Annotated in this window: 35 protein-coding genes; 2 read left to right on the top strand and 33 right to left on the bottom strand. The window is 30.6% G+C overall.

The features are described from left to right. Positions 1–8: 8 nt before the first annotated feature. From BQ9840_RS10870 to BQ9840_RS10775, 20 genes are all read right to left on the bottom strand, one after another. Positions 9–785: a muramidase family protein gene (locus BQ9840_RS10870; protein ID WP_077369807.1), complete on the bottom strand. Its 777-nt coding sequence runs from the start codon at positions 783–785 to the stop codon at positions 9–11. Between the two features lie 105 nt (positions 786–890). Further along, positions 891–1,331 (bottom strand): protease complex subunit PrcB family protein, encoded by a 441-nt coding sequence (locus tag BQ9840_RS10865; protein WP_077369806.1) that lies wholly within the window; start codon positions 1,329–1,331, stop codon positions 891–893. A gap of 108 nt (positions 1,332–1,439) precedes the next feature. Then, positions 1,440–2,372, bottom strand: a complete 933-nt coding sequence (locus tag BQ9840_RS10860; RefSeq protein WP_077369805.1) for a transketolase family protein — start codon at positions 2,370–2,372, stop codon at positions 1,440–1,442. Continuing rightward, a complete protein-coding gene (locus BQ9840_RS10855; RefSeq protein ID WP_077369804.1) occupies positions 2,373–3,191 on the bottom strand; it encodes a transketolase in 819 nt (272 codons plus the stop codon). Positions 3,192–3,204: 13 nt separating this feature from the next. After that, positions 3,205–4,062 carry a YitT family protein gene (locus BQ9840_RS10850; protein WP_234978648.1) on the bottom strand — a complete coding sequence of 286 codons (858 nt, stop codon included), beginning with the start codon at positions 4,060–4,062 and terminating at the stop codon, positions 3,205–3,207. 19 nt (positions 4,063–4,081) lie between these two features. Next, entirely contained in the window at positions 4,082–4,837 is a 756-nt protein-coding gene (locus tag BQ9840_RS10845; protein ID WP_077369803.1) for a WecB/TagA/CpsF family glycosyltransferase, read from the bottom strand. Positions 4,838–4,842: 5 nt separating this feature from the next. Then, entirely contained in the window at positions 4,843–5,949 is a 1,107-nt protein-coding gene (gene csaB, locus BQ9840_RS10840; protein WP_077369802.1) for a polysaccharide pyruvyl transferase CsaB, read from the bottom strand. Between the two features lie 14 nt (positions 5,950–5,963). Then, positions 5,964–7,295, bottom strand: coding sequence for an O-antigen ligase family protein (locus BQ9840_RS10835; RefSeq protein WP_077369801.1), 1,332 nt, complete (start codon positions 7,293–7,295; stop codon positions 5,964–5,966). Beyond that, complete coding sequence (locus BQ9840_RS10830; RefSeq protein ID WP_143254336.1) at positions 7,286–7,840, bottom strand: hypothetical protein; 555 nt, start codon at positions 7,838–7,840, stop codon at positions 7,286–7,288. Before BQ9840_RS10830 ends, BQ9840_RS10835 begins: the two co-directional genes overlap by 10 nt. 16 nt (positions 7,841–7,856) lie before the next feature. Then, entirely contained in the window at positions 7,857–8,342 is a 486-nt protein-coding gene (locus tag BQ9840_RS10825) for a DUF4330 domain-containing protein (protein ID WP_077369799.1), read from the bottom strand. A 5-nt stretch (positions 8,343–8,347) separates the two neighbouring features. Then, complete coding sequence (locus BQ9840_RS10820) at positions 8,348–9,469, bottom strand: glycosyltransferase family 4 protein (protein ID WP_234978647.1); 1,122 nt, start codon at positions 9,467–9,469, stop codon at positions 8,348–8,350. A gap of 102 nt (positions 9,470–9,571) precedes the next feature. After that, complete coding sequence (locus BQ9840_RS10815) at positions 9,572–10,501, bottom strand: PIG-L deacetylase family protein (RefSeq protein ID WP_077369797.1); 930 nt, start codon at positions 10,499–10,501, stop codon at positions 9,572–9,574. Positions 10,502–10,514: 13 nt separating this feature from the next. After that, positions 10,515–11,579, bottom strand: a complete 1,065-nt coding sequence (locus BQ9840_RS10810) for a GNAT family N-acetyltransferase (RefSeq protein ID WP_159436157.1) — start codon at positions 11,577–11,579, stop codon at positions 10,515–10,517. Positions 11,580–11,594: 15 nt separating this feature from the next. Continuing rightward, positions 11,595–12,059, bottom strand: coding sequence for a hypothetical protein (locus BQ9840_RS10805; RefSeq protein ID WP_077369795.1), 465 nt, complete (start codon positions 12,057–12,059; stop codon positions 11,595–11,597). Between the two features lie 112 nt (positions 12,060–12,171). Continuing rightward, on the bottom strand, positions 12,172–12,522 hold the full coding sequence (locus BQ9840_RS10800) for a type II toxin-antitoxin system PemK/MazF family toxin (RefSeq protein WP_077369794.1): 351 nt from the start codon (positions 12,520–12,522) through the stop codon (positions 12,172–12,174). Continuing rightward, entirely contained in the window at positions 12,519–12,800 is a 282-nt protein-coding gene (locus BQ9840_RS10795) for a CopG family ribbon-helix-helix protein (protein WP_077369793.1), read from the bottom strand. Before BQ9840_RS10795 ends, BQ9840_RS10800 begins: the two co-directional genes overlap by 4 nt. Positions 12,801–12,963: 163 nt before the next feature. Continuing rightward, positions 12,964–14,139 (bottom strand): alanine racemase, encoded by a 1,176-nt coding sequence (gene alr, locus BQ9840_RS10790; RefSeq protein ID WP_077369792.1) that lies wholly within the window; start codon positions 14,137–14,139, stop codon positions 12,964–12,966. A 15-nt stretch (positions 14,140–14,154) separates the two neighbouring features. After that, entirely contained in the window at positions 14,155–14,760 is a 606-nt protein-coding gene (locus tag BQ9840_RS10785) for a LolA family protein (protein WP_077369791.1), read from the bottom strand. A gap of 17 nt (positions 14,761–14,777) precedes the next feature. Then, a complete protein-coding gene (locus tag BQ9840_RS10780; RefSeq protein ID WP_077369790.1) occupies positions 14,778–16,067 on the bottom strand; it encodes an NAD(P)H-hydrate dehydratase in 1,290 nt (429 codons plus the stop codon). A 10-nt stretch (positions 16,068–16,077) separates the two neighbouring features. Then, positions 16,078–16,680, bottom strand: coding sequence for a hypothetical protein (locus BQ9840_RS10775; protein WP_077369789.1), 603 nt, complete (start codon positions 16,678–16,680; stop codon positions 16,078–16,080). Between the two features lie 151 nt (positions 16,681–16,831). Here BQ9840_RS10775 and BQ9840_RS10770 point away from each other — a divergent pair, with 151 nt between their 5' ends. Both BQ9840_RS10770 and BQ9840_RS10765 read left to right on the top strand, forming a co-directional pair. Beyond that, positions 16,832–18,076 (top strand): MFS transporter, encoded by a 1,245-nt coding sequence (locus tag BQ9840_RS10770; RefSeq protein ID WP_077369788.1) that lies wholly within the window; start codon positions 16,832–16,834, stop codon positions 18,074–18,076. A 111-nt stretch (positions 18,077–18,187) separates the two neighbouring features. Next, positions 18,188–18,421 carry a hypothetical protein gene (locus tag BQ9840_RS10765; protein WP_077369787.1) on the top strand — a complete coding sequence of 78 codons (234 nt, stop codon included), beginning with the start codon at positions 18,188–18,190 and terminating at the stop codon, positions 18,419–18,421. A 7-nt stretch (positions 18,422–18,428) separates the two neighbouring features. Here the strand turns inward: BQ9840_RS10765 and BQ9840_RS10760 are convergent, their stop codons facing one another. The 13 genes from BQ9840_RS10760 to BQ9840_RS10710 all read right to left on the bottom strand — a co-directional run bounded on the left by BQ9840_RS10760 (position 18,429) and on the right by BQ9840_RS10710 (position 25,093). Then, positions 18,429–18,890: a ferritin family protein gene (locus tag BQ9840_RS10760; protein WP_077369786.1), complete on the bottom strand. Its 462-nt coding sequence runs from the start codon at positions 18,888–18,890 to the stop codon at positions 18,429–18,431. A gap of 109 nt (positions 18,891–18,999) precedes the next feature. Next, positions 19,000–19,332, bottom strand: a complete 333-nt coding sequence (locus BQ9840_RS10755; RefSeq protein WP_077369785.1) for a hypothetical protein — start codon at positions 19,330–19,332, stop codon at positions 19,000–19,002. A 38-nt stretch (positions 19,333–19,370) separates the two neighbouring features. Beyond that, the gene (locus BQ9840_RS10750) at positions 19,371–19,985 is read right to left on the bottom strand and encodes an SGNH/GDSL hydrolase family protein (protein ID WP_077369784.1); all 615 of its coding nucleotides are present in this window, start codon (positions 19,983–19,985) and stop codon (positions 19,371–19,373) included. 224 nt (positions 19,986–20,209) lie between these two features. Further along, complete coding sequence (locus BQ9840_RS12890; protein WP_234978646.1) at positions 20,210–20,422, bottom strand: hypothetical protein; 213 nt, start codon at positions 20,420–20,422, stop codon at positions 20,210–20,212. Between the two features lie 96 nt (positions 20,423–20,518). Next, positions 20,519–21,838, bottom strand: a complete 1,320-nt coding sequence (locus BQ9840_RS10740; RefSeq protein WP_200804925.1) for an RNA-guided endonuclease InsQ/TnpB family protein — start codon at positions 21,836–21,838, stop codon at positions 20,519–20,521. Positions 21,839–21,851: 13 nt separating this feature from the next. Further along, entirely contained in the window at positions 21,852–22,457 is a 606-nt protein-coding gene (locus tag BQ9840_RS10735) for an IS607 family transposase (protein WP_077370162.1), read from the bottom strand. A gap of 225 nt (positions 22,458–22,682) precedes the next feature. After that, entirely contained in the window at positions 22,683–23,207 is a 525-nt protein-coding gene (locus BQ9840_RS10730; RefSeq protein ID WP_077369783.1) for a GNAT family N-acetyltransferase, read from the bottom strand. 20 nt (positions 23,208–23,227) lie between these two features. After that, positions 23,228–23,755, bottom strand: coding sequence for an isochorismatase family cysteine hydrolase (locus tag BQ9840_RS10725; protein WP_077369782.1), 528 nt, complete (start codon positions 23,753–23,755; stop codon positions 23,228–23,230). An 18-nt stretch (positions 23,756–23,773) separates the two neighbouring features. Beyond that, complete coding sequence (locus BQ9840_RS12975; RefSeq protein ID WP_255371033.1) at positions 23,774–23,905, bottom strand: hypothetical protein; 132 nt, start codon at positions 23,903–23,905, stop codon at positions 23,774–23,776. Continuing rightward, complete coding sequence (locus BQ9840_RS12970; RefSeq protein WP_255371032.1) at positions 23,892–24,020, bottom strand: hypothetical protein; 129 nt, start codon at positions 24,018–24,020, stop codon at positions 23,892–23,894. The genes BQ9840_RS12975 and BQ9840_RS12970 overlap by 14 nt, the downstream gene beginning before the upstream one ends. A gap of 99 nt (positions 24,021–24,119) precedes the next feature. Beyond that, a complete protein-coding gene (locus tag BQ9840_RS10720; protein ID WP_077369781.1) occupies positions 24,120–24,407 on the bottom strand; it encodes a type II toxin-antitoxin system RelE/ParE family toxin in 288 nt (95 codons plus the stop codon). Continuing rightward, complete coding sequence (locus BQ9840_RS10715; protein ID WP_077369780.1) at positions 24,401–24,580, bottom strand: hypothetical protein; 180 nt, start codon at positions 24,578–24,580, stop codon at positions 24,401–24,403. The genes BQ9840_RS10720 and BQ9840_RS10715 overlap by 7 nt, the downstream gene beginning before the upstream one ends. A gap of 198 nt (positions 24,581–24,778) precedes the next feature. After that, positions 24,779–25,093, bottom strand: coding sequence for an alpha/beta fold hydrolase (locus BQ9840_RS10710; protein ID WP_255371048.1), 315 nt, complete (start codon positions 25,091–25,093; stop codon positions 24,779–24,781). Positions 25,094–25,129: the final 36 nt, after the last annotated feature.

Genomic DNA, 25,129 nt, shown 5'->3' with positions numbered 1-25,129 from the left:
ATATGACTTTACTTATCTGCCATTCCTGCAGCTATTTTTATACATTTTTGATGCTGTGGATCTATTGCTCCATCCTTATGCCTTTTACTACCTGCAAAGTGAATATCCACATGACCATCCATTCCATTGCCCTTTATGTAGTCATAGTTAGTACCTCCACCATATCCACCACTTCTGCCTTCAGTATACTTTCCACCTTCTACACTATCTAAACCTGCATGAGGCATAGCTGTCATACTTGCTGCTACACATCTATCTTTAGCTTGTACAATTACAGGTCTTCTCTCCCAGTTAAATCCTCCCCAAATCTCCTTTATAATCTCTGTATCTTCCAATGTTAAAGCTTCACAATCAGCATGAAATGAACCTATAGTCCTCTTCATAGTGAAAGATTTACCTGTGTAGAAATCTGTTACTTTAAATACTGAACCTATAGGAAGAACATTTTCTTTTACTTCATCAAACCAATCTAAATATTCACCATATCCTAAATCAATAGATTTATTCATTTCTCTTCCAATGCTACTTCTATTAGCAGTTGTATTAGTAACTTTTGTTTCTTTTTTACCATTTGGTACTTCTATAACTTGCCCAGGATATATGATTGTATTTTCATTTGCATTATTTGCCTTCATCAAACTCTCTAAAGAAATATTAAAGTTATTGCTTATTTTCCAAAATGAATCTCCTGATTTTACTGTATAAGGTGCTGCAACAGATGTTGAACTTAATCCCACCATTGATGCTACTATGAGCATACAAGTTTTTTTCTTAAAGTTTTTCATTGATTTTCCCCCTTCAATTGTTCTTATCGTATATACTTCTACATAAAATGTTAATTTCCTTTAAGAAATTTATGGAAACAATAAATAGGCATAAAACTTATATGCCTATTCCTCATATAAAACCTCTAATTGAATTGTATTTGGGAGTTTATCTAAATCTGTTTTGGCTATAGCGAAGGGATATGAAATCTTTTGTGCTACGATCTCATCAGGTTTTGGATCCTTAAATACTGCATATACTGTGAGATTGTATTCATCTTTAGAAACTTTTTTCTTTTCAATTCTGTCTATAGTAACTGAGTATCCACCTGTGTTTTTCTCCCCTCTAGTCACTACAACAAATACTTCATCCTCTACTTTGCATCCTAGTGCTCTTTCATCTGCTAAATAATTAGGTAGTATATCAACTATTTTTTGTGGTATTTCCTGTTTTTCAACAGTTTTAAATCTCACTTTTCCATCACCTGCCTGAAAATATTTGGGAACAATTATAATTCCTAAAACAATTATTATGATGATAATAAATACAATAACATTCTTCTTCAAAAAGTCCCCCTCCATTAAAAATATTTTATCTCTCTAATATACATATTCTCTATAGGGGTTTTTTATGAAAAAAAGGACACCTTCCATATAGAAAATGTCCTTGTTTATCTATTTCAATATTCTTTTTACATTATTAACTATATTTTCAGAGGTCAAACCATATTTTTCAAGAACTGATTCTCCTGTACCAGATTCTCCAAAAGTATCTTCTACCCCTACTCTCATCATTGGTACTGGACAGTTCTCTACAATTACCTCAGCTACTGCACTACCTAATCCGCCTATTATGCTATGCTCTTCTGCTGTAACTATACCCTTAGTTTCTTTTGCAGCCTTTATAATTATGTCCTTGTCTATAGGTTTTATAGTTGAAATGTTTATTACTCTTGCTGATATGCCTTCTGCTTCTAAGGCTTCACTTGCTTCTAAGGCTTTAGCAACCATAATGCCGGTTGCAATTATAGTTACATCTTTTCCACTCTTTAGCTCTACACCTTTTCCTATTTCAAAATTATAATTATCATCAAATATTACAGGTACCTTACTTCTACCTAATCTTATATATACAGGTCCATTATATTCAGCCGCTTTCATTATACATTGTCTTGTTTCTACACCATCAGCTGGATTTAATACTACCATATTTGGAATAGACCTCATTATACTTATATCTTCTATAGCTTGATGAGTAGCTCCATCTTCTCCTACTGTAAGTCCTGCATGAGTAGCAGCAACTTTTACATTTAACTTTGGATAGCATATAGAGTTTCTAATTATTTCAAATGCCCTACCTGCAGCAAACATAGCAAATGTACTAGCAAAAGGAATCTTACCTGTAGTAGCTAATCCTGCAGCAGTTCCCATTAGACTTTGTTCAGCTATTCCTACGTTAAAAAATCTTTCAGGATATTCCTTTTTAAACACTGCTGTCTTAGTAGAACCTGAAAGGTCTGCATCTAGTACAACTACATCTTTGTTTTTGCCACCTAATTCTTTTAGTGCTTCACCATAAGCTTCTCTTGTTGCCATCATATTAGCCATCTATTCCACCTCCAATTCACTTAGTGCTTTTTCTGCTTCTTCTTTGCTAGGTGCTTTACCATGCCATCCTGCTTGATCTTCCATAAAAGATACTCCCTTTCCTTTTACAGTCTTAGCGATGATCATAGTTGGTTTACCACTTGTATTCTTTGCTTCTTCTATGGCAGAAATTATTTCTTCAAAATTATGTCCATCAATTGAGATTACATTCCAGCCAAATGCTTTGAACTTCTCATCTATTGGTTCAATATTCATAACATCTTCATTTCTTCCATCTATTTGTAATCCATTGTGGTCTAAAAATACTGTTAAATTATCTAGTTTGTAGTGAGCTGCAAACATAGCTGCTTCCCAAACTATTCCTTCTTGGCATTCTCCATCACCTAATAAGGCATAAACTCTATAATCTTTATTATCAAGTTTTCCTGCAATTGCCATTCCATTAGCTGCTGCTATTCCTTGGCCTAAAGAACCAGTACTCATATCTACTCCTTTAGTTCCCTTCATATCAGGATGTCCTTGTAACATAGAATCTATCTTTCTTAAATTCATCAATTCCTCTTTAGGAAAATACCCTTTCTCTGCTAATGTTGCATAAAGAACTGGTGCCCCATGTCCTTTAGAAAGTATAAATCTATCTCTATCCTCCCAATCTGGATTCTTAGGATCTATATTCATTTCTTTAAAGTACAATGCAGTAAGTATTTCACAAGCTGAAAGGGAGCCACCTGGGTGCCCTGATTTTGATTCTGTAAGCATTTCAATGATGTCAATTCTCAATTTTTTTGCTATAGATTTTAGTTCTCCATACTTTTCCATCGTATCCCTCCTACTATTTTTTTATTTCTTGAAAACCTTCCCCTATGACTTCATACATATCTGTCACCATAAGAAAAGCTTTTGCATCAATCGCATTAACTAATTCTTTTAGTTTTGTAAATTGTGATCTGTTGACTACGCAAAGAAGAATATCCTTCTCTTCTTTTGTATACATGCCCTTCCCTTTAAATAGGGTTACACCTCTTTGTATATCTCTCATTATTGCTTGCCCAAGTTCTTCAGGCTTTTCTGTTATAATGAGAAAGGCCTTTACATAGCCTACCCCTTCTAACATGGTATTTATAACTTTAATTACAAGATATAGTGCTATTACAGAATACAATGATATCTCTAACTTCCTAGATGCCAGCCCTGCAATGGCAACTACAATACCATCTATAGCCATCATATAGGAAGATATACTAACCCTTGGAAAACACTTGTTGAGTATAGCACCAGCTAAGTCAGTGCCTCCAGTAGTACCACCAGATTTGAACACTAGTCCTAACCCAAAACCTAAAAGTATTCCACCAAAAACAGAAGCCAACAATAAATCTTCTGTTGCAACCCTATAAGGAACTATTTTTAGAAAAAATGAAAGACCAAAAGTAGCAAATAAAGTCTTTGCTCCAAATGCCTTACCTAGTACAACAACTCCTATAATAAATAGTGGAATATTAATAATTAAGTTTGTAAGATATATAGGAATTCCAGTAACTGTTCTTATGACAATAGCCAAACCTGTGACCCCACCTGGAGCAATATTATTTGGCTCTAAGAAAAAATTAAATGCCACTGCACTTATCATGACACCCAGTACAATACCTGCATAGGATATAATTTCCTTATACCACTTTTTATTGTTTTCCACTAAGTTTCGCCCCTCTCTTCTATTCTACTACATCTTTTCCAAATATAACTTTAAACATGAATTTCGGAAGAGCTATTTGTCTTTTTATTCTAGACGGTTCTTTTATCAATCTATAAAACCATTCTAGTCCTAGCTTTTGATATACCTCTGGAGCCCTTTTAACTTTTCCAGCAATTATATCCATAGTTCCACCATTTCCTATCATAACTTTGCAGTTTAACTCATCTTTATAAAGTTCCATCCACTTTTCTGATTTTGGAGCCCCAAAGCCAACAAATAGAATATCCGGCTTAGCTTGTTTGATTTTTTCAATCACTTCTCTTTCCTCTTCATGACCTGGAAAACCTATATGTGCTCCTTTAAAGTATCCATTATTATAACCTGCAATTTTTACATTTGTATATTTTTCTACTATTTTTTCCCCAGCTTTTTTTGCAATTCCTTCTTCTCCACCTAAAAGAAATATACTATATGAATGTTTATCTGCTAATTTAATCATCTCAATAGACAAATCAAATCCTGTCACTCTCTCTACAAGAGGTTTCTTTTTTATCTTTGCAGCATATATAAGTCCAATACCATCAGGAATAATCAAATTCCCATTGTTTAATACTTCCTTTAGTTGTTCATCTTCTTTAGCTTCCATTATTATCTCAGTATTTGGTGTATATATGGTTTTAGGCCCATTCCCTTGTAAAAATTCTTCTACTTTGCATACAGCTTCTTTTAATGATACCTTATCTACCCTTACACCAAATATCTTTATACTTTCCATTTAAATCACCTTCTCTTTAAAAGGTCTAAGGCCATATGGACATTTTCTAATGCCTTTTCCTTAAACTTCTCGTCCCCTTCTTCCAGTTTTTCTCTTATGCTACTTCTATTTTCCCAAACAGATCTAATATTTTGTAATAATTCTTCTACTCTCATATTGTCTACATAACACATATATTCTACATCTATAAACTTTAAAAATCCTTCAATTTTGGGATCATATATTAGTCCTACCATAGGAGTACCTTGAGTTGTAGCATATATTAGGGAATGTAATCTCATGGCAATAATGAGTTCTAGTTCTTTTATTATCCCCATTATATCTTCAACGCTATATTGTTCCCTCAATACATATATACCTTTCTTAGATACATTTTTAACAACTTCAATACTTATATCTAAGTCTTCAGGATAGTGCATAGGAATGAAAACAATATTTACATCGTATTCATCAAGTATTTTATCTATAGACTCTGACATTGTATCAACTAAATTTGGAGCATCTTTCCACTGTCTAATAGCTATACCTATCAATGGTTTTTCCCTTGGTATGCCTTCCTTTTGAAATATTTCTTCAATTCTAGATTTCTCTGAAGGTATCATTGTAAAAACTGGATCGCAAGTTACATATATATTTTTATTTTTAACTCCTAATTCTTTCAGAAAACTTTTAGAGTCTTCATCTCTAAGGGTTATCAAATCAACTTTATTGAGTATCCTTCTAGTCAAGAATCTATTATATTTCTTATTTATTGGACCAATGCCATTTGCATATACCATTACAGGAATATTGTGCTTTTTAGCATAGTTCATTAGGGTTAAATAGTATAAAATTGATCTAGTACTGGTAACATCTTGAAGTAAGCTTCCTCCTCCACTTATAAACAAATCAGCATCTCTTATAGCTTTAGCTGTTTCCTTCATATTAAATCTATCAATAGCCTTTATCCCATAGGATTCTTGTGTATAAGAAGGTCTTTTAGACAGTACTGTTATCTCTACATTGTCACTATTCTCTTCAATGTCTTTAACTATAGCTCTTAAAATAGCATCATCGCCACTATTGTCAAACCCATAGTATCCAGAAATAAGTATCTTGTCTTTCACTTTCATAGTTATTCTCCTTTTTAACCAATATCTCTAGATTCCTCTGATAATCTCATGAGAACTAATAAAAAAGATACTAAGGTCCAAAATGTAATGATTATCTTTGGCAAATAAAGGACATTTTCAACAGCTCCATGCATAAGTAATGCACTTATCCCAGAAAGTATTCCTGCTGAAATCACTTTTGTCCATTTATCTTCCCCTTTTACAAGGGTTTTAATTGAGTATTTATATATTATAAAAATTAACATTATAAGAACTACAATCCCCGGAATCCCCATCTCTGCTAAAGTCTCAAGATATGTGTTATGAGAATGATAAGCAGGCATAGTTCTAATATATGTTTCAAAAGTCTGTTTAAAAGGAATATATCCAAATCCAACTCCAGTAGGCAAATAGTCCTTTATAATATCTAAAGTTATTTTCCAAATCCTAATTCTATAGTTATTAGATGAATCTGCAAAGTTGGCGATACTGAGTATTCTGTTTAAAATTGTAGGTGGTAAAAAATTAATTGCACCTAAGCCCAATGGAATCAACAATAAAAGAAGTCTTTTTTCTACTAATAGTATAAATATAAATATTCCAAAGGCAAATCCCAACCAACCACCTCTAGAAAATGTTAGTACCAATGTACCTGTTAATAGTAGAGATGTTAATAAGAATAAAAATTTCTTAAACATAGACTTAGTCTGCCAAAACAGTGCTATTGAAATTGGTGTAACCATTATGAGATACTCTGCTAGAATATTAGGATTTCCAAACACTGAAAATACTCTAGTAGTTATACCTTCATTGTTAGTAGTATCAAGCCACTTTGCTTCCATTTCAACTCCAACTTTGTACTGATACAAGCCATATAATGCTACTAATGACGCAGTAGCAACCATAATAGTAAGCAAAATATTCAGCTCGTTTTTATCCTTAATATTGTTCACCATAACAAACATAAAGGAAATGGACAATAAGTGAATTGCCAAATCCCTAAAGCTTCCCATAGGATTTATTGATGTTATAGTAGAGATAATAATAAGTATTACAAATAAAGCAATAGGCATATCTATTGGATTTTTCGTAAGAGGATTTATATCTCTAAATACCTCTCTATATACAAATGCTAAAAATATAAATAGCATAAAAATCAAATTTAGTTCATCAGGCATAAAGGGTAAAACTAAAATACTTAAAAACAATCCTACCTTTACATCATGAAGAATAGCAATTGCCACTAATGATCCTAAAAATATTGCTGCAAAATATCGTAGAGGGAGTTTGAAATATAGTACTCCAAAGACTATTCCCAATAATATAGGGAGAATGTACTGTTTCTTTTTTAAGTTTTCTACCACCATTTCTCCCCTCCCTCATCTATAGTAAATATACTATTAACTAATTTAAAACAATTGCTGTTTCTAATTATTCTCATATAGCCACCTTCATATTTAAATCCTATTAAGGCTATAATTATAACTAATATAGAAATTCTAAAAGAATTTCCTAAGAACTTCCCTCTTACAGCATTAAAAATAAATACTGTCAAACCAAAAAACAATAAAAATACTGATAATGCATTTTGGATTGTATCTTCGTTTTTAAAATTACTAGAGGTAGATGTATCTATAAAACTACCACTATTCCATTTACTTATAAGCCTTTTTAGTACTTCTAAAATCTTTTGAATAATATTCATACATTTACAGTAAACCACATAAAAAATAGATTCCTGTACTATCTTTCTACTTGAAGTAAAAATTCCTATAAAACATGAACCTCTACCAATATACTTTAAGCCTCTTCCTAGGCCATTCATTATCTTCTTTAATATACTATATCTGTATCCTGTTGTGATTACTGCCCATATTTTAGCTAAAACTGTTACAGTAATACTGTTATACATACTATCACTCCCAATACTATTCAACTTCCACTCCAAGAATGGTACCGAAGACTGCTACTTTTTTGTTTTTTAATCTGAACTGATGTCCAATTCTTGTCTGTTCTCCACCGATTATTATTACATCAGGAGTTTCAACTGCATCTGCTTCTACAGTAAGAGTCGCTACATACTTTTCTGGGACTTCTGCATTAACCCATTTTCCATTACTCTCTACAGCTTCCTTGAATGGTTCTACCTTTACATCTACAATCTTTCCAAAATAATTTCCCTTGTCATAATGATATATAGGATCTCCAACTACCAAACCTTCAACTGTTGCATTTCTAATCTCTGAAACTTCAATAGTAACTGTTGCCTTCTTTGTTTCTGAAACCATGTCTGGTCTTGTTGTTCTTACTCTTTTTACTCCTCCAGTTATTAAAAGTGCCAAAACTACAATAACTATTAAATCTATAATATTTATTATTCCAAATAACTTACCTTTTTCATTTATTATTTTCATTTATCCTACCTCCTATTTTCTATTATTTTCTCGTATATTTGAAAATGATTTAGTGCCATTTTATCAGATGAAAAACCTTCTTCTACAGTTTTATAAAGATTTTCACCTAGTAGATTAATCCTACTCTTGTCTGTTAAAAATGAATTTATACACTTTGCCAAAGCTTCACTATCTCCCACATTTATTAACCAGCCATTGTATCCATTTTTAATCAAATCTCCTATACCACCTACATCAGTACTTATTATGGTCTTTTTGAGTCTTGCACCTTCTAAAATTACATAAGGAAAACTCTCGCTTACAGAGGTTAGTGTATTTATATCTATAGTATTGAAAAAGGAGTATGGGTCTTTTATATATCCTAAAAACTTAACATTATCCCCTATACCCATTTCTTCTACCATGGATTTTAGCCTTTCTTCATCATTTCCTGTTCCTGCTATTAAAAACAGTACATCCTTTCTCTCATCTAGTACAATTCTGGCAGCTTTAATGAAAGTTTCATGATCTTTCACTAAATCCAATCTTGCCATAATCCCTACAATAGTCTTATCTTCTCCATTAATATCATATCTATCTAAAAACTCTTCTCTTGAGACATAGTCGATTTTACCCTTCAAATCAATACCATTGTATACAGTAAATATTCTATCTCCGTCAAATCCCCTATCTACTAGCATCCTCTTAAAATTTGAAGAAATGGCAATATAATAATCGAATTTTTTAAGTGCTGTAGAGTTTATAGTTGTATATACAATCTTTTTATAAGGATTGTCTTTGAAATCTAATTTATAATCGCTATGTACAGTGGTTATGAAAGGTACTTTTACTTTGTTTTTTAAAAACATTGCAATAAAATTAGCCCTTGCCCCGTGACAATGGATAATATCATAGCCTTCTCTAAGTATTTCTTCTTTGAGTTTTGATATAACTGACATATCATATCTCTTTTTTTGTTTATATACCTCTATATTGAGTCCAGCTTCTACGGCTTCTTTATAGAAGGCATCTTCGATGAAACATACAATTTTAGCATCTACATATTCGCCTAGCCCTTTTACTAATGAGATCACATGAGTCTTTGCTCCTCCTGTGTCCCCACCACTTATTAGATGAAGTACTTTCATTATATCCTAGCTCTAATGTGAGCCTTCCTCCTTTCAAGCTTTAATGAAATAAACGTATCTTACATTATATCACAATACATTTTCCTATCCTATACTTATTTACTACTTTGCAACTTCTTCTATAATAGTATTCCCTACAATATTGCTGTATTTTTCTCTCAAATCAGCATTCCTCCTAAAAGCCATAAGAAGGTTGTACTCACTACTTAATTGTTTAAATTGTTCTGGTAAAAATCCATTTTCTCTAAGAGCTTCCATAGCCTTTATACTACTTTCTACATTGGTCTTAACAAATACTTCTCCTCCATAGCTTTCCCCAACAATTAACTTTTTTCTCCTATTCAATAAGCTAAATACACTAAAACCCATTGCCCATTGAGATTTAAATATTTTATACATATTTTCTTTTTCATCATATGTGTTTTTGTCTATAGAACATATACTATTGACCAATTTAGGTATAATAGGACAATTCACCTCATACATGTAGATACTTGAAAAATCACTGTTCCATCTTTCCACTGCCTTTATGATGCTCTTAGTAGTTTCTACATGATCAGTATGTCCATCAATTAAAAATGGAGTATATATAACACTTGGATTTTCCACTTCTAGTATTTTTACTAAATTAGAAATCAATTCTTCACTATTTGAATTTACACTTCCATCAGGTTCATCTAAAAAATATATGCTTTTTCCATGTAAAAAGTCCTTAACTCCCATTCCTTCAGACTTTCTCTCTTCAATTAACTGTTCCCTTGAGTGTTCAGTAGTGCTTCCTCCACCATCTGATACATATACAATACTTATAGTATCTTCATTGTCTCTATGTTTAATCAATGCTCCACCAGCACCAATAGTTTCGTCATCTACATGAGGTGCTACTACTAAAACCTTATTTTTCCCTTCAAACATATCATCTACAAGATAGTTTTCATTTGCTTCACTGTTTTTGTAATAAAAATAGGTGTATACCCTATTTATAAGAATTAAAGGGTACTTAAGTATTGCCTTTATTATTTTTTTTAACAATTTAAATCCCCCTCTAATAAGTATCTGCTTCAATTGGCATCAGATACCAATTTTCTTCATTAAAAATATATTCATCTATAGAACTATCTAAAGTCAAATTCTTTACCGCAAATGGAATTCTACTTTTTGTCTTTATAAAACCCAATTTCTTTAGTGTATCACCATAGTACATTCCATCTAGTATCCAACTCAATACAAAATCCACATCTATAGATTTAAAATGGTCCTTGGCTCTTTCATAAAGGCCAATATAGGTATCTTCATCTTCTCCAATTATGTCTACAACACTGCCAATCTTCAAAGGATATTTTCCCCTTACCATCTTTTCTTCGTCCTTAAGTACAATATATCCTCTAAGTCTGCCATCATAATACGCAGCAAAAGTTTTGTATTCTATAGTAGGATGATTTGCCACCCTCCAATTGAGAAAAGAACTCTCTCTAGAAGTCATAGTAGGATAATTGGATTTAACCCTATCCCAAAACTCATCAAATTCACTACCAAAGTTTTTAACTTCTTTAAATTCATATTTTCTCTTACTTTTTATCTTTTTTCCTTTAAAGAGCCATATTAAAAACTTAACAGGCGCTGATAATATCTTTGACACTACCTTGCTCTTTAAAAAATACGATACTAGTCTATCAAGTCTATATACATCCATATATAGTGGTACATCACTAACTAAACTACCTCCAAGCTTTTCTAATATCCCTTGAAGAGCAGCTTGGCTAGGAAAACCATATCTAAACTTGATACCAGATTCTGTGCCAATATCATAAGACATAAACGCTAAGTTTTCGTAATATCCACATCTTCTAAAGTCCCGATGTACCATAGCATCTATTGATTGGCCACCTAGTATTTCACTATCTCCTACTTGTATCTTTGAAGGAAGTAATGTACACTGACCAATTATTTTCCCATCTGCATCTCCTAGAGCCATAGTTGCCTTACCATAAGGGCTCTCTAAAAATTGCCAGTGCCAATAATCCACTGTTCTATTATGTTTAAAAACTTCATTAAACAATTTAACAATTTGAACTTCATCCCCATCATTATAGGGTCTTAAAACAACCAAAAATATCCCTTCTTTCTATTGTATCTGATAAGCTCCTCTTACCATGAAAATAGCCTTTTCAGTTACAAATACTCCTCTTCTATCATTTCTAGGAACTATCATGAGATGATTTGCAGGTACCATTTCTCCCATTTTTAGATCTTTTCCTCCTGTAATATCTGAAAGTCCACCTAGTTCTCCAGCTATAACTTGTCCCTTACCACCACGAAGTATTATCTCTGTTCCTGCCATTCCTATTAGAGATTGTCCACTTTCTACTTCTACTACTTCTAATTCAGATGTAGATACAACCTCAGTGTTTTGATTGCCTATTTTTTGGTCAATATAATATTTTATTTGTTCTATTCTCTTTTCTACATAACTCTTCGTAACCAATGGATCATCTTCTGCACCTGGGGCAGAAAAAGTTTCCCTTTCTACACTGAATACTGCTATAATACATAATCCAATTAAGCATATTGTAGTCCATTTCTTTTTCATATCAAAACCTCCTTCTTTTGATTATACTATATATTCATTTGCTTTAAAATATATATGTGTATTTCCCAGGAAATTTCCCAAAAAAATAAGCATGTTAACCATGCTTATTTTCTTATAGTTCTACAAGTCCAATACTTATTTTTAAACACTCATCTACTTTTTCCATCATTTCATTACTAAACTTGCCTATTCTTTCTCTTAATCTTTTTTTATCTATAGTACGAATTTGCTCTAATAAAACAACTGAATCTTTAGGAAGTCCATACTCAGGAGCATTTATCTCCACATGGGTAGGTAGTTTAGCCTTATTAATTTGCGACGTAATAGCTGCAATTATTATAGTTGGGCTATACTTATTACCTATGTTGTTTTGTATAACAAGTACAGGCCTCACTCCACCCTGCTCTGAGCCGATTACTGGACTTAAATCAGCATAAAAGATATCTCCTCTTTTAATAATCACAATTTTTCACACCCTGTAAGTTTTGCTTCGTAGACAAATAACTCTCTCATGTCCTGATCAAATCCAACTTCTGCTAGAGTAGAATTAATTTGACTCATTTCTTTATATCCATTTTTCATTTCTTCTGAAATCTGAACCTTTCTCTTTTCTCTTATATAAAGCTTCATAGCCTCCCTTATGAATTCACTTCTGTTCCTTTTTTCATTAGAGACAATAAAATCAACTTCTTCTAATAAACTATTTGGTAAACTAATCATAATCCTTTTCGTTTCAGCCATTAATTTGCACCCCCAAGCCTTTAGAGTTTCCCCCTAAGCAACTGTACACTTATAAATAGCCCCAAAATATATTTGAAAGGTAGAATTTCAATATTAATATAATATTTCTAATTATAGATAGTTAATATAATTGTGTCAATGTACATGAAAAATTATGCAAATTTTAATCTAATAAGTAATCTATAATTTTAACAGGTTTACCATTTTCTATATACAGCCTAGGTACTCTTCTTCCTACTAAACATATTATTTCGTAGTTAACAGTACCTAATGCTTCTGCTATTTCGTTTATATGAGGTGAAGAATTAGTTCCATCACCAAATAATATTACTTCATCACCTATTTGCACATCTTCCACATCAGTTACATCTATCATACACTGATCCATACATATCTTTCCTACTACTGGGACTCTTTTACCTTTCACAGCTACTTCAGCTTTTGAAGTCAATAGTCTTGAATATCCATCAGCATATCCTATTGGTATAGTGGCAATTTTGCTTTTTCTTGTAGTAATAAATGTTTGGCCATAGCTAATCCCGGTTCCACTAGGTACTTCCTTTACATTTGAAATCCTAACCTTTAAGGTCATAGCTGGTTTTAAATCTACCCCTTTTTTGTTTACTTCATTGGATGGATAAAGACCATACATCATTATACCACTTCTTACCATGTCCAAATTATATTCTTTTAGATCAATAATTGCAGCACTATTAGAAACATGGACAATAGGAATATCTATTCCTCTCTCTTTTAAATTATCAATTACCCATTTAAACCTCTCAAATTGTGTATTTGTAAAAGACTTATCTACTTCATCTGCTTTGGCAAAATGGGTAAATATTCCTTCTATTTTTAAATTAGGTAGTTTTGATATTTCTTCAATTAATTTCAAAGACTTTTCTTCAGCTTTAAATCCTAGTCTACACATGCCTGAATCAATTTTTATATGGATTGTAGCAACTTTATTAGATTTACTTGCAACTAAAGATAAAGACTTAGCAGATTCAACAGTATAAATAGTTTCTATAATATTATTTTCTACAACTTTGCTATGATAGCAATCAGGTGTATAACCAAGTATAAGTATAGGTACATTGATTCCAGCTCTTCTCAATTCTATAGCTTCTGATATAGTAGAAACAGCTAATCTATCAGCTCCATTTTTTAAAAATACCTTTGCAGCTTCAATAGAACCATGCCCATATGCATTCGCCTTAACTACTGCCGCTATCAATGTGTCTTTATCTACAACTCGTCTTACTTCTTTAATATTATGCGCTAAGTTGTCTAAATTGATTTCAGCCCAAACAAATTTTGGTTCATTTAAATTACTCATCTTCTGCAACTCCCTCTATTGTTCTAAAATAATATCGTAGTCAAAGTCTTCATATATCACTTCAGTATTGACTATTCCCTCTTTGTCTAAAATATTCATCTTATAGGGAATAAAATCTTTAACATTAAACCAAACACTTTGACTACACCTATATTGATTTTGAGCTGGCATATCAATATTAATTATTATGTACTCTTCTTCTCCTATTTTTTCTTTCATGATTTGGGGTTTTTCACAAAGGCTTAGGTTTTTGAAAAAATCTCCTAAGAAATATTGCCTATCAATTGACTTTATGTTCTCTAAAGTGATGGTCTGATTAATACTGGGATGCACTAAAAACATTTTTAAGCCATCATATATAATTATACACCCAAAACTGTCTTTTGGTTCAATTATTTCTAATTTTATTTTATCAGGTTTTACAAAAGTTTCAATAAATACATATTTTGTTTCTCCCTTATTGCTCTTTACAACTATGTTTGAAGTACATTTATAATTATTGAAATTACTAATAGTCTTTTGCACTTCATGAAACAATTCTTCATCTGTTGGTCTACCACATGAAGTAATCAATAGTAATGGTAGTATTAATAATACTAATAATACCTTCTTCATATTCATAGATCCCAACCTTTATTTTAGAATTTTTGAATTGTATTAATGGATTTTGGAATGTATTTTAAAATGTCCCTAGCTATAAGTCCATACTCTCCTATATCTATACTAGCTAAATCTCCTGCAAGTCCATGACAATATACCCCCAATATAGAAGCCTTCATAGCATCTATACCTTGGCCTAAAAAGCTAGCTATAACACCTGTCAATACATCGCCACTACCTGCTGTTGCCATTCCAGGATTGCCTGTTTGATTGATGTATATTTCTCCATTTTCACTAGATACAATAGTATTTGCTCCCTTTAATATTGTAATTGAATTGTATTTTTCTGAAGCCATTTTAGCAAATTTTATTCTATCGTTTTGTATATCTACTATACTAATATTAAGTAATCTTGAAAGCTCTCCAGGATGAGGAGTAATGACAGTTTTTTCCCTCCTACTTTCAAGAATGCCAGTTTTATTTGATATACAATTTAATCCATCCGCATCTAATACAACTGGTTTTTCTATAGATTTAAGTAGTTCCTCTACAATAATCCTTCTTTCACCATCTACTCCAAGACCAGGTCCAATAGCTATAACATCTAAGTCTAATGCTTCAATTTCTTCAAGAATATCATCAACACTGTCCAATACAAAATGACCTCTTCCATGGTCTTCTATAGGCACTATTATTGCTTCTGTCAATTTAATAGACAATATGTTTTGTAAAGATTTAGGGGATATAGTATATACAAGGCCACTTCCAGTGCGAAGGGCAGCCTCACTACTTAAATATGGAGCACCTGTCATTCCCATACTCCCTGCAATTATACCTACTCTTCCAAAACTTCCTTTATGACTATTTTTTTCCCTTTTAGGTAGTATTTCACTCATATATTTTATATCCTTCATTGTATTGTTTATCAACTCTTTATCTAAAAACGAACTTGAATCACCTTGGCCTACTGCAAATGCAATAGCATATTCTCTTTCATGACTTATAGTCAAATGAATATTTTGTATTAACTTTTCTTTCATTCTTATATATGCATTTCCATGGAGAATTATAAGTGGTTTTCCAAAAAAGTCATGATAAACTTCAATATCCTTCCAACTCACCTTTCCTATTCCTGTACCTAGCAATTTGCTAACTGCTTCTTTTGAAGCAAATATTCCAGATATCGTTGCTATATTTTCTTTTTTATTCTTGATATATTCTATCTCATCAGTGGTGAAAACTTTGTTTAAAAATCTTTCACCATTCTTGTCCATTATTCTTTCAATCCTATTTATCTTGACTATATCTATCCCAATACTACCAATCATAATTATTCTCCTATTCCAATATTTCCTTATCTAATTTTTCCATTTCTTTGCTTCCCAACATCCCATGGAGAAAAGTATATGTTGCATTTATCGATTCCTCATAATCATGCTTCTCATTTATCAATATCTTTAATTTTTCACGCAATTCTTCAAATTCATCAGTTACTTCTTCTAGCTTTTTTTCCTTTGTTTTTAAATCCTTATATCCATATTTAACTGTTACCCTTAAAAGTTCATAATTGACATCTCTTATCTCTTGGGGAATAGTTTCCAATTTGAATGTCAATTCATCCATCTTTTCATTGATACTGTTTATGTTTTCCTTGTATTCATCTAAAAGTTCTACTCCCTCGACTTTTTCTTCATTATTTACAGCATCAGAAACTCTTAAAATCATGACCATACATTTCAATTTTTCTTTTTGTAATTGCCCAATTTCAGATTCTAGTTTTACCTGTTCTTTAAGTAGTTCTTGAAGAGTTTCTTTATTGAACTGAATAGCCCTATCATTTACATCACCAAATAATTTTATCCAATTTTCATCCTTTACTAATATAGGAACATTATTTTTCAGTATAATATTTTCATCTAAATCTATATTTTTCATAAACATATGTCCAACTCCCTTTGGTTAAATTATACTACAATGTTTCTATATATTGAAATAAGTTTTTAGGGCTATTTTTAGTATGTACTGTGGAAAATATTTAGTTACTGATATATAATGTTTTATATTGATACTTTTCATAAAGAAGGTGGATATAATGGAAGAAGAATCATTGTACTATGAAGAAGAACTTGTTGATTATAACACTAAAGTAAATATCATATGCGGTATTTGTGCTACTGTATCTCTAAATTTAGTCAATCCTTACTTTGCAAAATTCGCTGAAAGATTAGGTGCTACTGATTACCAAATTGGCTTATTAACCTCATTACCACATTTCGTAAGCATATTTGCCTTTATACCTGGAGCAATACTCATAGAAAGTAATAGCAACAAAAAAAAGGTAACTGGAACCATAATGTTGATACATAAGTTTTTCTATTTATTGTTAGCTTGTGTTCCATTTTTTAATAATGTAAATAAAGCTTCACTTTTCGTTATATTGATAGGTCTTATGAATTTACCTGGTTCTATTGGAACTATGGGCTATCAATCTAGCATTGGAGATATATTCCTCCCTAGAGATAGAGGCATTTCTATGGGACTTAGAAATAGATATGCAACCATTTTTAGTATGATCGTTACTTTCTTATCTGGACAAACACTTGCAAAAATTCCCAAGACAAACAACGAAGCTATAGTATTATACCAAGTATTTTTTGTAATTGCATTTTTAATATCCTTAGGAGAAGTAATATCTTATTTTAAATTTAAAGGTATGAAAAAAAATAAAGATAATAATTGTAAATACATCGATTCTCTAAAAGAAACCCTTAGAAAAGTTCCAAAAGAAAAGGACTTTATAATATTTACCCTATGTTCAGTGTTTTTTCACATAGGATGGATGGGTGCGCAACCATTATTCAGTATATATTCAATTAAAGTATTGAAAGCAAATGAAATTGGTATAAGTGCTATTGCTATAGCAAGTAGTCTTTCATCTATAATAGCCTATACAAAATGGGCAAAATTTGCGGATAAGAAAGGAAATAGCTTTGCACTAAGTTTAGCTATATTCGGAATGGGAATTACACCTATACTATATGCACTATCTAGTACTATTAAGCAACTTGTATTGTTCAATGTGATAGTAGGTGTTTCTGTGGCAGGTACTACTTTGATTTTATTTAATATATTGCTAGAAGTAACACCTAAGGAAAATAGAACAGTTTATATAGCAATATATAATACCTTTATAGCAATAATATCTGCTATAGCTCCAATGATAGGTATAGCTATAAAGGAAGCTACTACTATGAAAATATCATTAGTGATAATTGGATTACTTAGAATTACTGCAAGTATATTTTTCTTCATAAGGGACAAGCATAGAATAGCTTAGGTGACTGGATTTTTCTTGTCACCTTTTCCTTCTCTACTAACTTTACTCAATACATTCACATTCAACATTTATGTGAGTATAATATTATAGGTTTGTAGAGGAGGGCTATTTATGTACAAAGATATAATAAACATATTATCTACTACCACTTTTCAAAAATTGATAAATAATGATTGCATAAAAATAGAGCAGCTAAATGCTGCTACTACTCTTTTAATTAAAATGAATATCCCTTTTAGTTTAAGTTTTTCTCAAGCCACTAGAGAATCAACAAAATCTATTGAATTGACTATATCTATAAATCCCAATACTGTAATTACTTTTTCAATAGATTTTGATGAATAGTTATATTTCACTCTTCTTCAAATAATATTGATATTCTTATTGCATGTTGTGCTTCTTGTGTTCTTGTATTAAAAAATAAATCTTTCAAATACTTATTTGGAGCCATAAGATATTCTTCTCCATACTTTTTATAATCATTAGTCTCAGCTAATACTCTTAATTTTAACGCTTCCTCATAGTCATCTATAACTATTGGCTCTAAAGGCTCAGGATAATAGTATCTTCCTGTAATCATATAATATACTTTTTGAAAATTTTCAGCATGCATTTTTTCATCTTGGCTGAACTCATTTATTATCTCTTTTGAAAGTTCTGTTGGTGCTAATTTTGCCAATTCTTTATAATAAGCACTATCTTGAAGTTCATCTTGAATATATTCTTCTAGCCTTTTAACTAATCCAGTGTAATATCCCCAATTATAATTATCATAATAGTTATTACATCCACTATTGTAAAAGTCATAATACATAAAAAACACCTCCTAAGATTATCTAATATATAATATTCATATAATCCTAGGAGGTTCTTAGGTTCCGCTGCCTATATCACCATTATTTTCTTAGTATTCTCTTTACTATTTATAATTTCTTATATTTCTGATATATTCGTCTATAAACTAACATCAATATAATTGATCCTAATGTACTTGAGATGGCTACAATAATTCCCCCTATATTAGTATTAAAAAGTAATGAGAGTATTCCACCTAATATAAATGTAAAGCTGTATAAAATCCACATAATTCCGTTAGCTTTATTATATGCTTTCACATCAGAAATTTCTTCAGGTTTTACTGTAGTTCCAGACCAAAAATGCATTGGCGTTTTCCTTTTTAAAGCGTATATTCCAATTGATATAAAAGCCAAAGCACATATCCATACGATTATCGCAAATGGTATAGCTCCTTCCATACAATCACCTCCATTTATTTAATCCCCCTTTCAAAATCTCACCACACAAAACAATTTAAAGATCCTGCAATAAATGCAGCTTGTAATTTTCTAACCTCTTCCTTGAAATGAACATGGTCTAAATAAATATCAAAACCTAAATTTTTAGTGAAATTATACATATCTAAACACGGTATATTATATTCATCCATTATTTCTTTTGCAACAGTATCATAAGCAATAATATCTTTACTATATCTTAAAAATCCTACATCTCTATCATTATGAATCTCATCAACTATAGGTGTTAATCCTATCCAAATAACCTTATTAGCCATAGTCTTAGCAATATCAATTATTCTAATTAAATTCTTCTTGTACTGTTCCAACTCAATCTGAATTCTATTTGAATATCTATCTATACGCACATCATGTAATCCACAATTAATAAGTAAAATATCATAAACAGTATTCTTTTCATTTTCCTCCATTAAATACCCTAATATCATTCCACTATCTCCTGCATTCGCTCCAATAGGTTTATCTAAATCTAATAGAGCTTCTCCTATACCTCTTTTTCTATCATAATCAAATTTATCTACTATCATAGCTTTTAAATATGGACCATAATGTATTGATACGCTATCACCTATTACAAATACTTTACGCTTCATAAATATCACCTTTGATTACCTTTCTATAATTCAACTACTTCTCCTCAACCATTACCTCCAAGGACGCCCTTTCCCAAGCCAACCTTGTTCCTCCCAATGTTTTTTGTCAGTTGGATTAAATGAAAACTTTTTTTGTATAAATCGCATTACAAAAAATAGTACTTTTACTTTAATACTTGGATTGTTATATTTATATCCTTTCCTTATTTTTGTAGACAATTTATCTACTTATTGTTGTATTTGTTTTTTCTTACTATCCTTAACACCTTTTCCATAGCAGTTTTTATTGGAGCAATTACTTCATGATGTGGGCAAAATTCTTCGCCCTTTAAAAAACAATTTGTACATCCACAGCAGAAATTAGGCATATCTTTTGGTAAAAAAAATTCACTTAGATTCTCTTTCTCTACAAGTAAATTTTCTAAAAAAAGTTGCACTATATTGTAAGTACTTCCGTTCTACAAAACCTACTCAAATATATCAAAATATATTTATACAAATAGATTTTGCTCAAGAAGTATCACCTTCTCGATTTAATTCATCCATATATTAGATTTCTCTAACGTATGGCCAGTAAATAGAATTTTACTTTTTTTAAAATTCCATTTAGCTGTATATGTTGAGTTGTATAAATCCCAATCAACATAGTCCGAACCAGACAATAATTTATCTTTTTTAGCTATATTAACACTACTGTTTATATCTCTTGATAATTTAGTTTTACATTTTTGACATGTAAATTCTCTTATCTGTGGATCTTTTTTTTCTTTATTTCCACATATACAACAATTTTTAGTTGTATCTTTTTCGTCTACTTTTGAATAGTGTTTACCGCTTCTTTCCATTACCCATTTTAGTATGTTTCTAAATTCTCCTATTATTTCTTGATTTAACATGCTTCTATGCATATTATCATAAGTTGCAGTATTAAGACTAGGAGTATAGTCTCCTATTGCTACATAGTCATAGTTTTTTGCTATCCAATTAGCAATGCTATAACAACTTGACTTTATTTGTTCTCGTCTCTTGTGGTAAGCATTGTCTAATGCTTTGTTTAGCTTTGTCCATCTTTTGCTTGGTAGGTAATAGCTTCTCCCTGTTTCTGTTTCTATTAGTTTTGATTTTCTGCTGCATAAATCTCTCTTTGATTTTATTTCATCTATTACTTTGTCCCAATATTTTGTTTGTGGCAGTTTTTCAAATTCATAACTTACTCCAGTATTATCTATGGCTACAAAGAAGTTTTTATGATTTTGGTCTATTGCTATCCATTTGTTTGTTTCTTTTTTGTCTATGTCTTTTCTTTCTATACAAAATATTGCATAGAATTTGTTGCCTTGTTGTTTGCATAATCTGAAGTTTTTTATTTTGTCTGTGTTTCTTAAATTTAAATTTTCTTTTAGTTTTCCTATTACTTTTATTCTTTTATTTTCTTTATTTATTCCTAAGGTTATTTGTAAATTTTTGTTTTCTATTAGTTTAAAGCCTTTGTTTGGTTCATCATAATATAGTGAAAACCAATGTTTTTTCCATGATTTGAATTTAGGATATCCTGTTTCATTGTTGAAAAATTTTTTGTATGTTTCTTTCAGTCTTATTGCTGTGTTTTTGAGTGGTGATGAATGTACTGAGTATAAAAAAATAAACTCTTGTTTTAGTATTGGAACTTGATTTCTTAAGTTCCTTCCTGTTAAGAGTTTTTTGTCATTATTATTTTCTTTATAATCTTTTATTGTCATTTCCAAAAGATAATTGTATAGCCAATTACATATTTTAGATTGTCCATCTAGAATTAATTCATCTTGTTTTGTAAAGATAACTTCTATTTTTCTATTGAATATCATTACATTCATTCACCGCCTTCGGCTATTTGAATAGTTCCTTGTTTTCTTGTTGAATTGTTTTTGCCTTATGACTTCTACTGCCATATAGTTTTGTTGAAAATACTGTTATTATTGATAGAACATCTTCTACTAGTTCTTCTTCATAAGTTTTATCTTCTGTATAATTTATTATTTCAATTTTAACACCATTAAAGTCACACATTTGTTCTATTATGTCGTATCCAAATCTTATTAATCTGTCTTTATAATTAATTACAATCCTGTCAATTTCTCTTTCGCATATTAATTTTATTAGTTCTTTTAAACCTTTTTTATTGTAATTTAAGCCACTTCCTATGTCTTTGATTATTTTAAATTGATATCCTCTTGCACTACAATAATCACTTACTGTTTTAATTTGCCTTTCTAAATCTTCTTTTTGATCTGATGAAGAAACTCTACAATATCCAATGGTTAGTTTTTTATTTTCTTTTTTGTTTTTTAAACTAATAAGTGTGCTTTTATCGTATCTTCTATGTCCTCCAGCTGTCCTTTCAGGCTTTATCTTGCCTTCATCTTCCCATCTTCTTAGAGTTGATTTTGCAACTCCTAAATATTCACTTGCTTCTTTTATGGTAAGTTTTATAATAATCACCCCTTACTATAAAGTATAGTATAAGCCTATTTAATATGCAATGTTTTTAAGTAACTTTAATTAGTTTTAGGTATACTGTTTTATAACCCCTATGCTCTGTTCCATACATCACTACTATTTTCATGCTTTCTCTCCTTTATAGAAATTATATAAATAATCAATTCATCTTTATCTAAATTCAATCTCTTTTTTTAATGTCCTCTAAATAATGCCATTTTCCTAAATAGAATTTCTATTTTTTCGTTCAAGCACATAAATAAGCTTGTCTTCCCATCTACCATTCATATCATAGCAATGTTCAACTCTATCTATAAATCTAAATCCAAGTTTACTAAATATTTTTTGCATTTTAATATTAGAGCCCATAGTATCTGCATATATCTTATTTAAGCCTAGATTATTAAATGTATAGTCAATGAGCAACGAAACAGCTTCAGAACCATATCCTTTCCCTTTCACACTGTCATTAACAAGAATTATTCCAAGCTCACACTTACTTTGCTCATAATCAATTCTTTTAAGATTCATATTTCCTATTGGTTCTCCATTTTTTAGAAAAATCCCGATATCTGGATACCAACTTTCCCGTTCTATACTTCTATTAAATTTAATGTCTACTTGATGACTATCATAGATGTATTCATTAGGATCCATCACTGGATCTGCAACATAGTTCATCCAAAATTGATGCCAATTTTCTCTTGTAAATGATCTAAGATCTATTTTATCTCCAATGACTTCCAAATCCTCACCTCATCTTATTGCTATTCATATTTTTCAACATATTCCTCATAATAAAGAACTTCAATAATATTAGACCAATTAAGCACAGAGCCAACGAAATCTTGAATATCAAGATTAGGCATTTCATAGGTTTCCATATCATTAACTGTCCCTGTACCATCCTCTATGAAAGTAACTTTATATCCTCTATCTCTAGCAGCAATAGAAGTAAACATACAGCAATATTCAGTATTAAAACCAACAATAAACAAGTGATCTATCTGATTTTTCTTTAACAAATTATCTAAATTAGTATTCATAAAAGCTATTGGACTATCCTTTTCAATGACAATATCACTATCAACTTCTATATAATCAAGAAGCTCACTATCATCTGTCCCATATTCTATAATACTACCTTCTATTTTATCAATATGTTTAAATGCAATTATTTTATCTCCTCTGTTTTTAAATTCAGCTATCATCCTTTTAACAATTTCTTGTTGCTCAAAGAACTGTTTATTATTAAAAAATCCTTTTTGCATATCTAATATCAACAACGCTTTCATAAATATCTCCTCTTTTCATTAATCATATTCATCATTAAGTGGCTCTGTTGCCTTTGAGTTTTTTATACAAACAATATATTGTGTAACCTTTTCTTTATTACAACCAGTTTGATATACTCCAAATGCTTCTAATACTTCAAATTTTCTCACAAATAAAAGTCAAATCAGTAATCCATTGAATTAATGTATCTGAATGTTCTTTTAGTTTATCAGGATCTTTTTCAAATCCTTGTAATAATTTATATTGATGTGAATAATGGTTCATCTATAAACAATCCCCTTTTTTATGTTAATAAAGACTTGATAATCTAATTTTCTGTTACTTAAATAATTTATTATCAAGTCCTAATCTACAATTGTATGTTTATTCGATTTCTAAATAGAAGTTCTTCCTTGAATGAACTAAGGTTAATATTTCAACATCCCCATTCTCTACTTGATATATCATTCTATAAGAATAAATCATTAATTCTCTTATTCTTTCATTGCTCAACTCAGGAACGGCTCTACCTATATTGGGGTATTCTTCTAAATAGTCCGTTTTATTTATTATTTCATTAATAACTTTCTTAGCATAAACCACTGAATCCTTTGAAATATAATCATATATTCCTCTTAAATCATCAATGGCAATTTTTGACCACTTTACCATTCTCTTATTTCCCTTCGTAGTTTATCTGTATCAATAAAATTACCTTTATTTATATCCTTTTGACCTTTTTTAACTTTATCTAAAACATATAATTTATACATGAATTCTTCCATATCAAATTTTTCTGGCAATTTAGATACTAAATCTATAATATCTTGTTTTAAAATTTGCATAATCCCACCTCCAGTTTAATTATCTTATGTTAATTATATACGAATATTGCAAAAAAATCTCTTCTAGTTAAATACAATTTAAGTATCTACAAATTCACTTTCATCCTCTAAACATATAGCACTCTATAGTCCTGAGAGAGGTAATCTAGTGTTTTTACCCATTTAAATTCAACTCCCCTCAAAATTACGGCAATTGTCCTATGAATTCAAGTATATTTCTTTCATATACATCTGGATAATCAAAAAATATATTCCCACAGTTGCTCCCCCATATGAAGTTCCCCATATCCCAATCTTATTATTATCATTAATATTATCTTTTAAATATTCTACACAATCTGCTAAGTCATCACTTTCTAAATAACCAAATGTAGTATATTGTGCTGTATTTTCTCCAGAACTTCGTTGATCATATGAAACAACATTATATCCATTTTCCAAAAACATATTAGCTATTGGATAATTTGTCCAATGACTATAATAATTCCCAAGGTAATTCCAATTATTTTTAATGTTTTTTTCTTTTTCAATGTTTCAATCTCCTTTTAC

The sequence above is a fragment of the Anaerosalibacter sp. Marseille-P3206 genome (assembly GCF_900155565.1).
In the GTDB taxonomy this organism is placed as follows: domain Bacteria; phylum Bacillota; class Clostridia; order Tissierellales; family Sporanaerobacteraceae; genus FUHM01.
Note: the sequence above shows the minus strand (reverse complement) of the source record. Positions and strands in the feature narration are given on the sequence as shown.